Origin of the sequence: Pedobacter cryoconitis (assembly GCF_014200595.1) — a bacterium.
GTDB classification, from domain to species: Bacteria; Bacteroidota; Bacteroidia; order Sphingobacteriales; family Sphingobacteriaceae; genus Pedobacter; species Pedobacter cryoconitis_C.
This window is the reverse complement of sequence record NZ_JACHCG010000001.1, coordinates 493,961-507,217: the sequence shown is the minus strand read 5'-3', so window position 1 is coordinate 507,217 and position 13,257 is coordinate 493,961. Positions and strand designations below refer to the sequence as shown.

Below are 13,257 nucleotides of genomic sequence, written 5' to 3'. Positions count from 1 at the left end.
GGGTTAAAGGTTTTAGTTTAAACCGTATAAGCTTCAGAACTAATATACTGGCAAGCAGAGCCATTAAAAAGCACGAGAACTACGCAAACGCTTGCATAATTGCCTTGATTAAAAAGAAGATCCGGGTGTTTTTTGCTTGACGTGATACAAAATAAATGTATAATCAAGTTAATTAAGGCCGTTTTAACGATTTAGTTAAGACTGGAGGAATTAGCCGTTAAATCTCAGCACAAACGTTTGTTTTGGATTAGGAATAAGGTTTTAGTCGATTTTTGCCCGATAAAATAAAAAAGTTGGCACTATGGCCAACTCGTTATACCGACTACAAAACCTTGACCCTTAAAAAGCTCGGTTGTGCAACAGAAGTAAAAACGCGGTGTGTTTCTGATTTAAAATCAGTATCCTTTGCTTTCATGATATCCTGAAACTGTTGCGTATTACGGTCAATCAAGGGGAACCAAGTACTCTGAACCTGCACCATGATCCGGTGCCCGGTTTTAAAAGTATGCTGTATATCCTGAAGTTCAAAGTTTACCTGGCTTACTTTTCCAGGCGTAAATGCTACCGGATGGTCAAATCCATACCTGAATTTGCCTCTCATCGCTTCACTTCTTACCATCTGCTGGTAACCGGCCATTTGAACATCTTTACCTGTCCATTTGTTATTTTGGACAGTATCCGGATAAACATCAATTACCTTTACCACCCAATCGGCATCTGTCCCAGTAGTAGAAATGCTCAGGTTTGCCCGGATATCCCCGACCAAGGTGGCGTCATTGGTTAAAATATCAGTTTGATAAGTCAAAACATCCGGCCTTGCCGCAGAAAAGCGTTGATCAGAAGTCATATACTCCCTGTCCATATCCATGGTCTGATGGTTTATAAAGGGTACAGGTTTGTTCGGATCTGAAACAAATTCATTAAAGGTATTGCCTTTATCTTTTGGTGCCTCAAAAGAAAGTTTTCCATTTGGAAGAAAGTAAAGTTTCTGTTCTTTAGCATCCTCAGGTGGCCATTGATCATAAGCTTTCCACTGGTTAACACCAGTTTCAAACACAGAAACCTTCGGTAAGTCTAAAGCTGTTCCTTTTAAATAATGGCTAAAAAAAGGAAATTCAATCTTTTCCCTGTAATAGGCAGAAGTTGCTGCGCCAAAATCCACATCACCAAGATGATCACCATCTCCCCTGGACCATCCGCCATGTACCCATGGCCCCATAGCAAAATAAACCGGTGTATTCGGGTTTCGTATCTTCAGCACCTTATAGGTTTTAATGGCGCCGTATAAGTCTTCCGCATCATACCATCCCCCGGTAACCAGTGTGGCTGTTTTAATATCATGGAGATGCGGTAAAATATTCCTGTCCTTCCAATGCTGATCGTAATTAGGATGATCCATCATTTCGTTCCATAACCGGATCGTATCCTGATAATATTTAACGTTTGAATTTCGAAGACTGCCCATTTTCAGAAAAAAATCATAGCCATCATTAGTCCCGGGCTCAAATTGCTTTCCTGCCTGCTGCGTTGGTTTATCATCTTGCCGGTTGGTAAAGAATGGATAAAAACCAAAATTGGCAGCCAGCATAAATGCCCCATTGTGAAAGGCATCGTCATGATAAAGATTGGCAATGGGCGCCTGCGGAGAAGCGGCCAGCAATGCAGGGTGCCTGCTCAATAAAGCCGCGGTAGTATAAAAACCCGGATAGGAAATCCCCCAGACACCAACCTTCCCATCGTTTCCGGGTATATTTTTAATCAGCCAGTCAATAGTATCATAAGTATCTGTCCCCTCGTCTATGTCTTTGCTGGTTTTATGCTCTTCAAGTGCAGGGGTCATCTCCTGAAAAATCCCTTCACTCATCCATCTGCCTCTTACATCCTGATAAACAAAAATATATCCATCATGCAAAAACAATGAGGAAGGCCCAAGACTTGTCTTATAATTTTCAGGGCCATACGGACCAACATTATAACAGGTACGCTGCATCATGATCGGATAGGTTTTAGAATGATCTTTTGGGACATAGACTGCTGTAAATAATTTTTTCCCGTCCCTCATTGGCAGCTGGTATTCATATTTACTGTAATTTTCTTTGATATAGGCTGAATCAGCTGAAGCATCCTGGGCAACAACCCTGATTGCAAGCAGAAGAAGAAAAAGCAGGATCAGTTTTTTCATATAACACAATTAATTTAGTTAAGCGGGTGATCATCTATCTGTTAATCACAGCAGCAATATATTATTTACAATATTACAAATGATATATATTGTTTATGATATTAATTTGACAGGTAATGTGTGTTTTTTATAATTGGTTTATTTAAGTCAGTTAAAAATCGTGCCGGTCAAACCTTTTACGGTAACCTGCGTTCTCTTGATGAAACGCAGGTTATGATTTTTCGGGAAAGTATACGTATCTCTAATTATTTTGTCCCCAAATAAGAAGCTGGATTTCCCTTGAATGTCTCCTTGCACGTGACTGAGCAAAAACCAAGAACTTTTTCTTTGTAATTGGTCGTGTCTGCATAACCTGCTGATAAAGACATACCACAAACCGGGTCGTTATCGGTTTTTATTTTTGCCGATGCATTTTCAGGATGTAATAGCGGTGCTATAGCACTGTTGTACATCGAGCGCATATTCTCCACAATATTTTTATCGGTATTTTGTTCACTTCCGCCTTTGACCGGTGGTTGCGGGTTATACTCCAAATCCAGCATGACCATTTGTGTATACTTTTCGCCCCTGATCTCGTTGACCAGGGCCAGGCTCATATCAATACCAGCGGAGACACCAGCACTGGTCCAGTACTTACCGCTTTTCACATAGCGCTTATTTTGAGCGCTTATTCCGAATTGATCTTTCAGGATTTGCTTTCCAAACCAATGCGTTGTGGCCTGTTGATCTTTTAATAAACCGGTAGCAGCTAAAAGCCAGGCGCCAGTGCACACGCTTGTGGTATATTTAGAATGCAAATCGATCGCTTTTATCCAGTTCAGCAGAACGGTATCTTTCGTAGCCATGTAAGTTTCATTCAATCCGCCAGGAATAACTAAGATATCTAACTGCTTTACCTCAGCGATCGATGAGTCACACTGCACTTTCAGTCCATCTCCTGTAGTGATGAGCCCTTTATGCCGTCCCACAAAAAACACCCTGGCGCCCATCAGTTCACTCAATACATGATAGGGGCCCATCGCATCCAAAACGGCGTAATTATCATAAAGCAAAATACCTACGGTCTTAATCTTCACTTTAGGCTCAGGAAAGCCTAAAGACATCTGTTCCGTATGATTTTCGGTTGTTGTTGTTCCTGGATCATTTGTTTTATTTTTACAAGCTGCAAGCATTAAGATTATAGTTGCAGCAAAAATCAGTTTTTTCATAATTCTTGTGGTTTAAAATTTAGCGATTAATGTAGTTCCATAGGTTCCCGGACTTCCCAAAAGGAATGTGCCGAACGATCCATAAGCCACATATTTTTTATCTGTGATATTACGGGCCCAGAAATTTAATTCAAAGTTTTTGATGCTTATACCGGTTTTAGCATTGAACAGACTATAGCCGGGCTGACTTAATCCATTGATAAAATCAAAATAATATTTATCAATGTAACGGTATTCACCCCTGACGAACGCGGATAATTTTTGTTTACTGCCTGCGAAATCATAGGTATACTGAGCAGCAAACATCGAACTGACAGGAGGTGTATTAATTGGCTGGCCACCTTTGTAGTTTACCACTGCTTTTACCTCATCACTATACAATAAGAGTGAGGTATAACGTGCATGCGAATAACTTGCATTCCAGTCAATTTGCAACCCTTTTAGCGGAAGAGCTGTTACTTCAAGTTCTACCCCCTTATTATGCATTTCGCCTACGTTCAGGATTAATGCGTTAATACCGTCCATTGCAGTACTGATCTGCTGATTATGTTGTTCTAAATAAAATGCTGTCAGGTTTAATTTCAGCTTGTTGTTAAAAAACATATTTTTCCAACCAATCTCGTAGTTATCTGAATGTTCTGGCTGGTAAGGGACTTGCGCGGGATTTGTTGCATTGGTGTTTAATCCGCCTGCACGGAAACCTCTTGCATAGGAACCATAAATAAGCATGTTATCCACTAATTTATAGCTTAAGACGAATTTGGGTGTAACCGCGTGAAAGTTGGCCCGGTAATCCTGGTTAGGTGTTAACAAGCTTACAGGGTCAGGATCTTTCTGATATTCGGTATATTGACTAAGTTTACGGTTTTCATGATCGTAGCGTATACCTGCTGTGAAATCCAATTGGCCGGTAATGTTGTAAGTTGCCTGTCCAAAGAATGCATAGCCTCTATTATTGCCCCTGCTGATACTGGTTTTAGTGAATGGAGCATTAACAGCAGTTGGATCTAACAAAACGTAATCCGGCCCGTAAAATGTCGGTGCATTCATGCGGGTGTTTTGTGTAAATCCGTAAGCGCCTGCTACCCATTTAAGCTTGTTCTGAGTTGTCGATGGCGAGCTAAACCGGATTTCCTGGGTAAAAACATGTTGCCGTTGATCAGGCGCGGTACTCAAAGCATCTAAAGGGCTGAAATCATAATCAACGCCTTTTCCCTCGTAATAGGCATGCCAGTTAATGTAAGAAGATACCGAAGTAAAATTAAAATGCTTCCCGTAGTAGTTAGCAGCTAAAGACGTATTGAAATTTTTCCTGCGTTCCACGTTAGTATCGTTGGTATTCACCTGGTAAGGCTTAGCAAATACCTCTTCAATTGAGCCTAACCACGGAAAACTGCCACGATCATTGTCATTTTCCAATTTTGCATTCAATGCAAGTGACCAATTCGCTGATGGCAGGTAACGCAAGTTGAAATTGCCCGAGTAGTCCTCTCTCCGGTCGAAACCACTTTTAGTAAATTCGTTGTAATAGATTGATCCACGGTGATTATAGGTAAAAGAGCCGCTGGCAAAAAGTTTATTCGCAACAATTGGGCTAGATAAACTGGCTGTATAGCGCTGTTGACCATAATTGCCAAAGGTGGTTTCAAAATAGCCGCCTGGCTTGTTACCAGGTTGTTTGGTGGTGATATTTACCACACCACCAAAAGCGTTACGCCCATAGAGCGTTCCCTGAGGGCCCCGCAGGATCTCAATGTTTTGCACATCATTGAACAATGGCGGCGCAGAAAAATAATCAAACTGGTAGACACCATCCACATAGGTAGCTACAGCCTGTTCACTAGAAAAACCCATCACTCCGCGTATGTTGAAGAAATTAGAGCTGGTGCTGTTACCATGTTCTACGGTAAACAAATTAGGCGCAATAGCAGTCAGGTTGGTAATATCCCAAAGGCGGTAGTCCTTAATCTGTTTAGCATCTAACACAGTAATTGCAGCAGGAACTTTTTGAACATCCTGCTGTTTACTGTCTGCGGTCACGACTACTTCGTTCAGCTGCCGGTTAGCTGATTGAAGTTCGATCAGTAAATTGATGGGTGCCTGATCTGTTATGGTAACCTTTTTAAATTGAGTGGCAAAACCAACCGCATTTATTGACAATTGGTAATCCCCTGCCATTAAAAAGAGGGTAAATTTACCTTCCTTATCAGAAGTAGTCGCTTTTGTGCTGTTTAAAACACTGATGGTTGCTGTTTCAATGGGCTTTCCATTTGATGCGCTGACTTTTCCATTTATGGGTTGTGCCTGCAAATTTGCTGTTAAAAATATTCCAAGTATTGTGTATAAGAACTGCTTCATGAAATCTTATTTGTGTTTTTTTGTAATCTGTTGCGACTTAGCTAAGTAATTTATTTTTCTACATACCTGAAAGCACGCTCCATATAATCACTTTTATGGACGAGTTATATATAAAATAATATGAAGCATCCATAGGGATACACTTACATTATTAAATAATGACCAATAGACCCTGAATTACCAGGTAATAGATAAAACTCCCGTAAACACCTGGCTGGCAGTTTTTTTTTTAAAATAGCGCCAATAGCTGAATTGTCAAAAGACAAAAAAGACGATGAGCAAAATGATGTTTAATTAAGAGATGGGATTAAATATAGAAGGTGGTGGATGAGGTACTTCCAAACTAAATTTGGGTAAATGGAAAGTGATTTCAAGGAGGTGGATTTCTTTTATTTGATTAGAGAATAGAACAGGTGTAATACTTTGTTTCAAAATGCATTGGTCAACAGACCCCTTCCTATAACTATCTTGCTCTTGTTTCTTTTCTTTTTCTTCCGCCTGTTTTAACTTTTTCATCAAATAGCATTTACCATTACAATGTATTTCAGGCTTATCCCTATTTTCGCACAGTGTACTGGCAATATATTTTTGATTCAGTTCAAAACCAGCATAAATGAACAGTCTACTGAAATTAGATAATATCAGTAAAACCAGAATAACAATGGCAATAGCACTTTTGAACATAATCCTGCTCAAAACTAAGCTTTATTGACCACTTAAAAAATTTTCATCGGTTTTATCCGGGGAACTGCCTTTTTTAGATTTCATTAACTTTTATAATGTCTTAACATCGGTGATATCTTGTCTACGGCCAGAAGCTTGTTTATTTTTTACCAGATCATTAAGGCCGTAGAATTAAAAGACAAGAAATTAGTTAATGCTTAGTTATTTTCGACGCTATAAGAGATTGATACCAGTCCGGTTTTATAGGTCTTACTTTCCAGGAGCCTAAGCCTGGTCCCGCTTTCTTGTTCACGGAACAGAGGTTTACCACCGCCGAGCAATATTGGGTGCACAGACAGCCACAATTCATCTACCAGCCCCTCCTTCATCAGTGTATGATATAGCGAAGCCCCACCAAATAACCAGATATCTTTCCCTGGTTGATTTTTTATTCTTCGTGCTTCAACAATACTATCCCCCGATATCAGTACAGCACCTTCTTTCACAGCTGTCAACGTTTTCGAAAATACATATTCTTTACATGCAGGCACCCCAGGTATAGTCTCTCCAATACTGGTGCCATCCTGCTGCTGCGCCATTTCATAACTTTTACGTCCAATGAAGATCGCATCAATGCGTTCAAAAAATCTGTTTAATCCGTAATCCTGATCTGTAAAGCACCAGTCATGTTCACCGTTAGGGCCTTCAATATATCCATCCAATGTGATGGCCAATCCCAATATTAGTTTTCGCATACTATTAATCTTTATATTGCAAAAATGCGCAGACTCAATTTCGATTAATTGTACAAAACGGACATTAATATAAAATATGACTGGCCCGCACTACCTGACCTGGTGTGTAGCCTGTGTAATCCTTGTAATCGCGAATAAAGTGAGCCTGATCATAATATCCGCTTTTGCAGGCAATTTCAGTAAGAGAAAATAAAGGATATCTTTTCAGATGATCAAGCGAAAGTATAAACCTGGAAACACGCAGATATTCTTTTGGTGACAAACCTACATACTCCTGAAACTTTCTTGAAAGATGGCGCTGGCTGAGTCCGGTATTATTGACCAGTCTTCCCACAGAGATCAATCCTTCTGACAATTGCACCTGCCTTAGACAATGTGCGATTTGCAAATCATTTTTATCATTGGCCAATTTCTTAAACAAATACTTTTGTAACAGGTTTACACGTACTTCATTATTGCTGGATTCTGCCATTTCATTTTCTATCTCTGCTGCAATACAACCCCAAATATCAGAAAGAGAGGCGGTAGTATCGGATAATGTATGCATTGGGATTTGTATAAATTTATAGGCCATGCCGGGGTAAAAACAAATCGCAATAACCCCAGTCCCCTTCCGCATTTGAACATCCTTAGGATGGCTCATCCGAAAAGTAACAATACTGCGTTGATGTAATTCATTATTAATGATAGCCACAGGTGTACTTGTATAGTTTAAAAACAGTTCTACGCAAGCATCGGGCAATACACGAATATAATTTGTATCAGTATCATCATCACACTCCATGGTACATATCATTTTTACATACGGCTGCAAGGCTGGAATAATATCATATGATTTTATATGCATAATTTCAAATATAAAATATCTTCTCTCCACGAATTACATTGTAGTTTCTTATTCAATTCCCTTTACCTGCATTGGTATCGTGTAAATTGCGGTTGAAGCAGTAATGAAGAGATCTGACCGGTTTTTCCCGCCAAAACATACATTGCTTGTCCATGGCTCTTTTACCTCAATATGACCAATCTTTACGCCTTCGGGATTAAATATAGTAACACCATTGCCTGCAAGATAGAAATTCCCCCTGCTGTCCAGTGTCATTCCATCAGCCCCCTGGTCAATGAGCTTTGTCTGGCCACTAAGATCCCCGTTTTCACCAATGATATAACGGTATATTTTGTTCCGCTGAATATCTGCAACATACAAGTATTTGCCATCTGCTGAGCCTGCGATACCATTTGGCTTGGTTACATCTTCTGCCACCACTCTTACCTTAGCCTGTTGATCAGACGGCAGGTAATAGACTTTCTGGCCTTCAATTTCTGCCTTTTTCCTTGTCCAATAATCACGCTGGTAATAAGGATCTGTAAAATAGATCCCACCTTTAGCATCAGCCCAAAGGTCATTAGGCCCGTTCAGTTTCTTGCCATCTACAGTTGACAGCAGTACTTTTACCTTTTTATTTTCACTGACAGACCATAACTCATTGTTTTCATCCGCACAAACCAGCAGCTGACCATCTTTATCAAAGTAGGTTCCATTTGCGCGGCCGGCTTTATTCATAAATAAGGAAAGTTTTCCGTTTGTGTCATATTTCCAGATCTGGTTATTAGGCTGATCAGTAAAATAAATATCTCCTTTTGCATTTACAGCCGGCCCTTCAGTGAATGTAAACTGGCGGGAGATGAGTTTTAAACTATCCTGGCTGAATAGCTGAGCATTGACCTGCAATGAAGTAAGAGAAAAAAGCAGCACGCATAAAAAAGAAAAGTATAGCCTGCCTGAGGGATGTGGATGATTCATTTTGTAATTTATTATTTTAATTTTAAATGGAGCCTTTGATGGTTAAAATGATGTTGAAGATCTGAAACTGATCCGTGCGGGCTCATGTTTTCCAGCAGCGAAGGCTAAAATAAAGGCAGTGTAATGGCAGGAGCTCCTGAAATATTGAATACCTGCCCAAAAGAGATATTTTGATTGTATCCGGTTGGGATATTAATTTAACTTTCATTCATCATTCTGTTACCTAACTATCTTATTTACAGGTTTTTTTTTGCATTAAAAATCCCCATATAAAGTTAGATTTAGTGCAGAAGGATTAATGCTGACTTTGTAGGGGAATTGAAAAAATTTGTTCCATTACCTGGTGTAGTTGAACTTTTTAAAGAAGTCGTAAAATGTTATAGCTTAAAAAAACCGGAGTTAGAACTAAAATCAATACTAACCCCGGCTCGGTACCCTCTGCCGGAGTAGAAACGCTTTAAGCAAATTTTAGTTCAAATACCTTTATTAAAGCAAAATAGAACAGAATTTTAGGATTTCTTCCAAAACAAATTTAACCACCATACGCAGGATTAGATATAAGTTTGCGTGTACTTAGTTAATACAGAAAAAAACAATGTGCAAAAAATGCATATTGCTAATTCAGGCTCTCGTTAGATGTCATTAACTATTGGATTGACAACACCTAATTAACAAGAGTAAAAATTACGCTTAAAATTAAACGAAGGCAAAATATACATATATTTGCCTTCGTTTAATTTACAAAGGCAAACAGTGCCCTTGTTCAAATTTGATTTCATATGGCATATCGTTTTGAAAAACCTTTCAACGATCTACCTTCCTTGCCACCTAAGGCTAAGATTGAAACAGTGGAAATACTTAAGAAAACTATTTTAGCAAGTAGAGCGCTATCAGAATTAAAGGGGGCAATTACTAATCTACCAAATCCGACATTATTTATTGACACTATTTATTTGCAGGAAGCCCAGGCAAGTTCGGCTATAGAAAATATTATAACTACACAAGATGAACTTTTTAAGGCATTTATTGCTGACAAAAAAATAGAAAATTTCGCAACCAAAGAGGTGATTCACTACAAAGATGCGCTATGGTATGGCTTTCAACAATTAAATAAACGACAGGTTTTAAATACTAATTTGTTCATCTCTATTATGCAAATCATCAAAGAGAACCAATCTGGAATAAGAAATACTCCTGGAACAAAACTTACCAATCCAACTACTGGACAGATAATTTATACCCCGCCAGAAGGAGAGGACATCATAAGAGAAAAACTTAAAGACCTGGAAGACTTTATTCATAGTGAAGATGATATTGATCCGTTGATAAAATTAGCACTGATTCATTATCAATTTGAGGCTATACATCCGTTCGTCGATGGCAACGGACGAACCGGACGGATAATAATACTACTATATCTCAAATTAACCGGATTATTGGATTTACCAGCCCTCTACATGAGTGAATACATTATAACGCATAAACAAGATTATTATTTAAGCCTTAAAAGGGTCACTGAAAAAGGTGATTGGAAGAGCTGGATACTTTATATGCTTGATATGGTAGAAGATACAGCTACAAAAGGCCGCAAACAAATTGCTAGCATAGAACGATTAATGAGGACTATGAGTGAAAGAATCCAAAAGGAACTACCAAAATTATATTCTAAAGACCTCATGGAAGTGCTATTCAAATTACCTTATACTAAGAGGATATTTCTGGAACAGGCCGGATTAGGTAATTTAAAAACTGCGGGGAGCTATCTAAATGAATTAGAAAAAGCAGGTATTCTTAAAAGTGAAATGGTAGGAAAGGAAAAGCTATATCTGAATACTGAATTGATGCAAATATTAAAGCAATAGACTATAGAAATTAACCAAAAAGCCTCCGATTTTCATCGAAGGCTTTAAGTCGTACGCCTGCCGGAGTCGAAACGCTTTAAGCAAATTTTAGTTCAAATACCTTTATTAAAGCAAAATAGAACAGAATTTTAGGATTTCTTCCAAAACAAATTTAACCATCCTATGCAGAATGAAGTATAAGTTTGCTTGTACTTTATTCAACATAGAAACGATGCAGAACGATCAGATCGCAATTTATAAAACAGAAAATGGCGAGACAGCCATTGATGTAAAATTAGTCAATGATACTATTTGGCTCACACAGTATCAACTCGCTGAACTTTTCGAGACAGACCGTACATCTCTTAATGAAAAGCGCCTAAAAGAGCAGAATGAGCAGTTAAATTCTCTGAAAAATGCAGTGACACTTTTAAGTAACGTAATTGAAAACAAATCATTAAACAACGATGAAGCCACAGGATTATTAAAAGTAGTAACTGATTATGCTTATGCGTTAGATATTCTTGATAAATATGACCATCAGGAGCTAACTATCGAAGGAACTACTGTTCAAGAATTATTTGTGATAGATTAAATGCCATCTCGGGTAGTTATCCTGATCAGGTGAAGTACAGGTCTGGCTTTTCTTTGTATCTGATGATCTAAAGTTTATTTCAGAAACGGAACATTTAGGAGAATTTGCAATAAGTCTTTAACAAAATAAAAGTTTTAAACAATTACTTTAGCCGGATCACCATTCATTCCACGCAAACGGCGAAGAAACATTTCTGCCATCAATCCGGCCCTGTTTTTAGCCGCTGTGGCAATTTCTCCTTCAAAGTCTTCATCAATAGTCTCTGTGAACAGGATCAACCAGCGTTCAAAATGCTTTTCCTCAATAGCTAGTGGAGCATGTTTTGCAAAAGGATTACCCCGAAAACCGGGCACACCAAATAATGCAGCATTCCAAAACCGGTACATCTGTTCCAGATGAGGAGTCCAGTTCTGGATAACACCTGCGAACACCGGCCCGATCAGCTCATCATATTGCACTTTTTCGTAAAACTTATCTACAAACAGGATGATATCCCCCAGATTTTTAACGTCGGCTTTCATTGCTGTAAATTTACGGATTAAGCACATTGAAAAATTCATATCCCAAATCATAGTAATGTAACATTCCTAAGAGAATAATATATTATATCAGGAAATATTTGTTTTTGTGATTTAAAAGTAGAGATTTGTTTTAATGGGTTTAATCAGGCACTTACTTTACACGCTTCGAATGGCGATTGCATCAAAAATGCAACCTGCCCGTGTGCTGCAACGCCAACCCGTTTCTTATCACGCTAATTTAGGATACTTCTTCCGTAAAAACAGTAAAGACTTTATTCAGTAAGTCCCGGCCCTTCTTCAGGATCAGGGCCAATTATAAAGCTTCATTTTTTTATATCTTAATTTATTTTGTTGATGAAAACAATCCATACACACCGCTTTATTTATGCAATGCTCGAAATTTCCTTTACTAAAGGAATGTGTGCTGCTTTTGCAATGTATTGCCGCATGGTATCTGTTCATTACCACTTTGGATTCCACTCCCAAACTACCAGCAAGGACTTTATTAAGTAAGCCCCGACCCTCATTTGGTTTGGGGCCTTCAGGAAAATCATGAAGTTGTTTATCAAACAGCTCTTCTCTCTTTTTTTACTGAATTAATATTCTTATGCTCAATAAATTTAAATCCATTTCATGGATCGGCTTAGGCTTGATAAGCCTTTTCGGCCTGAACGTGGTACTTGTTCTTGCTGCTTTATTACTGGATCACCTGTGGTTAAACATCCTGGCCATACTGGTATCTGTGCTGCAACTATTCCTGCACCATAAATTAAGCAGACACAGGCGGAAATTTAAAATCCATAGCCGGTTGCTCAATCTCCGGAAATCACATCATTCGAATTAATAAATAACACAAAATAGATAAAGAATAACATATGAAAACGGAACAATTAATGATCGTTAAAAAAGAACTGGATCTGTTAAAAAAGCATCTAAAAGATTCTAATCTTTCCGAATACAATAAAAATCAATTACTTGCAGAGCTGGGCTCCGCAAAAGTTGTCAAAGAAGATGAACTACCTGATGATGCCGTATGTATCGGATCGGAAGTGGAAATACAGGAAGTATTAAGCGAAAGAAAGTATACTTTCCAAATTGTATTTCCTTCAGAAGCCAATATGAAAGAAAATAAAATGTCTGTCTTTGCCCCGATCGGAACAGCCTTATTAGGCTACCGCGTAGGTTCAAAAGTTCAATGGGAAATGCCAGACGGCATGAGGACCTTTGCTATTTTAAAGGTCACCCATCAAAAAGCACAAGCGAGTTAAAGCATATAAAAAACGCCCTGTTAATTGGATTAACAGGGCGTTTCAATTTAGAAAACAAAGCC

Annotated in this window: 13 protein-coding genes; 5 read left to right on the top strand and 8 right to left on the bottom strand. The window is 38.6% G+C overall.

Annotated features, from left to right (window positions below; translation table 11 throughout):
* Positions 1-322: 322 nt before the first annotated feature.
* The 7 genes from HDE70_RS02340 to HDE70_RS02310 form a co-directional block, all read right to left on the bottom strand.
* Positions 323-2,182 (bottom strand): CocE/NonD family hydrolase, encoded by a 1,860-nt coding sequence (locus tag HDE70_RS02340; protein WP_183887821.1) that lies wholly within the window; start codon positions 2,180-2,182, stop codon positions 323-325.
* A gap of 245 nt (positions 2,183-2,427) precedes the next feature.
* Positions 2,428-3,390, bottom strand: a complete 963-nt coding sequence (locus HDE70_RS02335; protein WP_183887819.1) for a DJ-1/PfpI family protein — start codon at positions 3,388-3,390, stop codon at positions 2,428-2,430.
* A 12-nt stretch (positions 3,391-3,402) separates the two neighbouring features.
* Positions 3,403-5,748, bottom strand: a complete 2,346-nt coding sequence (locus HDE70_RS02330; protein WP_183887817.1) for a TonB-dependent receptor — start codon at positions 5,746-5,748, stop codon at positions 3,403-3,405.
* Positions 5,749-6,042: 294 nt separating this feature from the next.
* Complete coding sequence (locus HDE70_RS27220; RefSeq protein ID WP_260159877.1) at positions 6,043-6,264, bottom strand: hypothetical protein; 222 nt, start codon at positions 6,262-6,264, stop codon at positions 6,043-6,045.
* Positions 6,265-6,629: 365 nt separating this feature from the next.
* Positions 6,630-7,166 (bottom strand): dihydrofolate reductase family protein, encoded by a 537-nt coding sequence (locus tag HDE70_RS02320; protein ID WP_183887815.1) that lies wholly within the window; start codon positions 7,164-7,166, stop codon positions 6,630-6,632.
* 64 nt (positions 7,167-7,230) lie between these two features.
* Positions 7,231-8,013 (bottom strand): helix-turn-helix domain-containing protein, encoded by a 783-nt coding sequence (locus HDE70_RS02315; protein ID WP_183887813.1) that lies wholly within the window; start codon positions 8,011-8,013, stop codon positions 7,231-7,233.
* Between the two features lie 48 nt (positions 8,014-8,061).
* Positions 8,062-8,970 (bottom strand): SMP-30/gluconolactonase/LRE family protein, encoded by a 909-nt coding sequence (locus HDE70_RS02310; protein WP_183887811.1) that lies wholly within the window; start codon positions 8,968-8,970, stop codon positions 8,062-8,064.
* Between the two features lie 779 nt (positions 8,971-9,749).
* Between HDE70_RS02310 and HDE70_RS02305 the strand changes: the two genes are divergently transcribed.
* Both HDE70_RS02305 and HDE70_RS02300 read left to right on the top strand, forming a co-directional pair.
* A complete protein-coding gene (locus HDE70_RS02305) occupies positions 9,750-10,832 on the top strand; it encodes a Fic family protein (protein ID WP_183887809.1) in 1,083 nt (360 codons plus the stop codon).
* A gap of 169 nt (positions 10,833-11,001) precedes the next feature.
* Positions 11,002-11,406 (top strand): hypothetical protein, encoded by a 405-nt coding sequence (locus tag HDE70_RS02300; protein ID WP_183887807.1) that lies wholly within the window; start codon positions 11,002-11,004, stop codon positions 11,404-11,406.
* A gap of 134 nt (positions 11,407-11,540) precedes the next feature.
* Here HDE70_RS02300 and HDE70_RS02295 read toward each other — a convergent pair whose 3' ends face one another.
* A complete protein-coding gene (locus HDE70_RS02295; protein ID WP_183887805.1) occupies positions 11,541-11,927 on the bottom strand; it encodes a group III truncated hemoglobin in 387 nt (128 codons plus the stop codon).
* Positions 11,928-12,281: 354 nt separating this feature from the next.
* Here HDE70_RS02295 and HDE70_RS02290 point away from each other — a divergent pair, with 354 nt between their 5' ends.
* From HDE70_RS02290 to HDE70_RS02280, 3 genes are all read left to right on the top strand, one after another.
* Positions 12,282-12,440 (top strand): hypothetical protein, encoded by a 159-nt coding sequence (locus HDE70_RS02290; protein WP_183867653.1) that lies wholly within the window; start codon positions 12,282-12,284, stop codon positions 12,438-12,440.
* Between the two features lie 94 nt (positions 12,441-12,534).
* Positions 12,535-12,771: a hypothetical protein gene (locus tag HDE70_RS02285; protein WP_183867654.1), complete on the top strand. Its 237-nt coding sequence runs from the start codon at positions 12,535-12,537 to the stop codon at positions 12,769-12,771.
* A 31-nt stretch (positions 12,772-12,802) separates the two neighbouring features.
* The gene (locus tag HDE70_RS02280; RefSeq protein WP_183867655.1) at positions 12,803-13,195 is read left to right on the top strand and encodes a GreA/GreB family elongation factor; all 393 of its coding nucleotides are present in this window, start codon (positions 12,803-12,805) and stop codon (positions 13,193-13,195) included.
* Positions 13,196-13,257 lie beyond the last annotated feature (62 nt).

What these genes read in the sequence shown, in the direction of transcription:
- HDE70_RS02340 (WP_183887821.1), bottom strand. Translation starts at nt 2,182, where the DNA reads ATGAAAAAACTGATCCTGCTTTTTCTTCTTCTGCTTGCAATCAGGGTT.
- HDE70_RS02335 (WP_183887819.1), bottom strand. Translation starts at nt 3,390, where the DNA reads ATGAAAAAACTGATTTTTGCTGCAACTATAATCTTAATGCTTGCAGCT.
- HDE70_RS02330 (WP_183887817.1), bottom strand. Translation starts at nt 5,748, where the DNA reads ATGAAGCAGTTCTTATACACAATACTTGGAATATTTTTAACAGCAAAT.
- HDE70_RS27220 (WP_260159877.1), bottom strand. Translation starts at nt 6,264, where the DNA reads ATGAAAAAGTTAAAACAGGCGGAAGAAAAAGAAAAGAAACAAGAGCAA.
- HDE70_RS02320 (WP_183887815.1), bottom strand. Translation starts at nt 7,166, where the DNA reads ATGCGAAAACTAATATTGGGATTGGCCATCACATTGGATGGATATATT.
- HDE70_RS02315 (WP_183887813.1), bottom strand. Translation starts at nt 8,013, where the DNA reads ATGCATATAAAATCATATGATATTATTCCAGCCTTGCAGCCGTATGTA.
- HDE70_RS02310 (WP_183887811.1), bottom strand. Translation starts at nt 8,970, where the DNA reads ATGAATCATCCACATCCCTCAGGCAGGCTATACTTTTCTTTTTTATGC.
- HDE70_RS02305 (WP_183887809.1), top strand. Translation starts at nt 9,750, where the DNA reads ATGGCATATCGTTTTGAAAAACCTTTCAACGATCTACCTTCCTTGCCA.
- HDE70_RS02300 (WP_183887807.1), top strand. Translation starts at nt 11,002, where the DNA reads ATGAAGTATAAGTTTGCTTGTACTTTATTCAACATAGAAACGATGCAG.
- HDE70_RS02295 (WP_183887805.1), bottom strand. Translation starts at nt 11,927, where the DNA reads ATGAAAGCCGACGTTAAAAATCTGGGGGATATCATCCTGTTTGTAGAT.
- HDE70_RS02290 (WP_183867653.1), top strand. Translation starts at nt 12,282, where the DNA reads ATGAAAACAATCCATACACACCGCTTTATTTATGCAATGCTCGAAATT.
- HDE70_RS02285 (WP_183867654.1), top strand. Translation starts at nt 12,535, where the DNA reads ATGCTCAATAAATTTAAATCCATTTCATGGATCGGCTTAGGCTTGATA.
- HDE70_RS02280 (WP_183867655.1), top strand. Translation starts at nt 12,803, where the DNA reads ATGAAAACGGAACAATTAATGATCGTTAAAAAAGAACTGGATCTGTTA.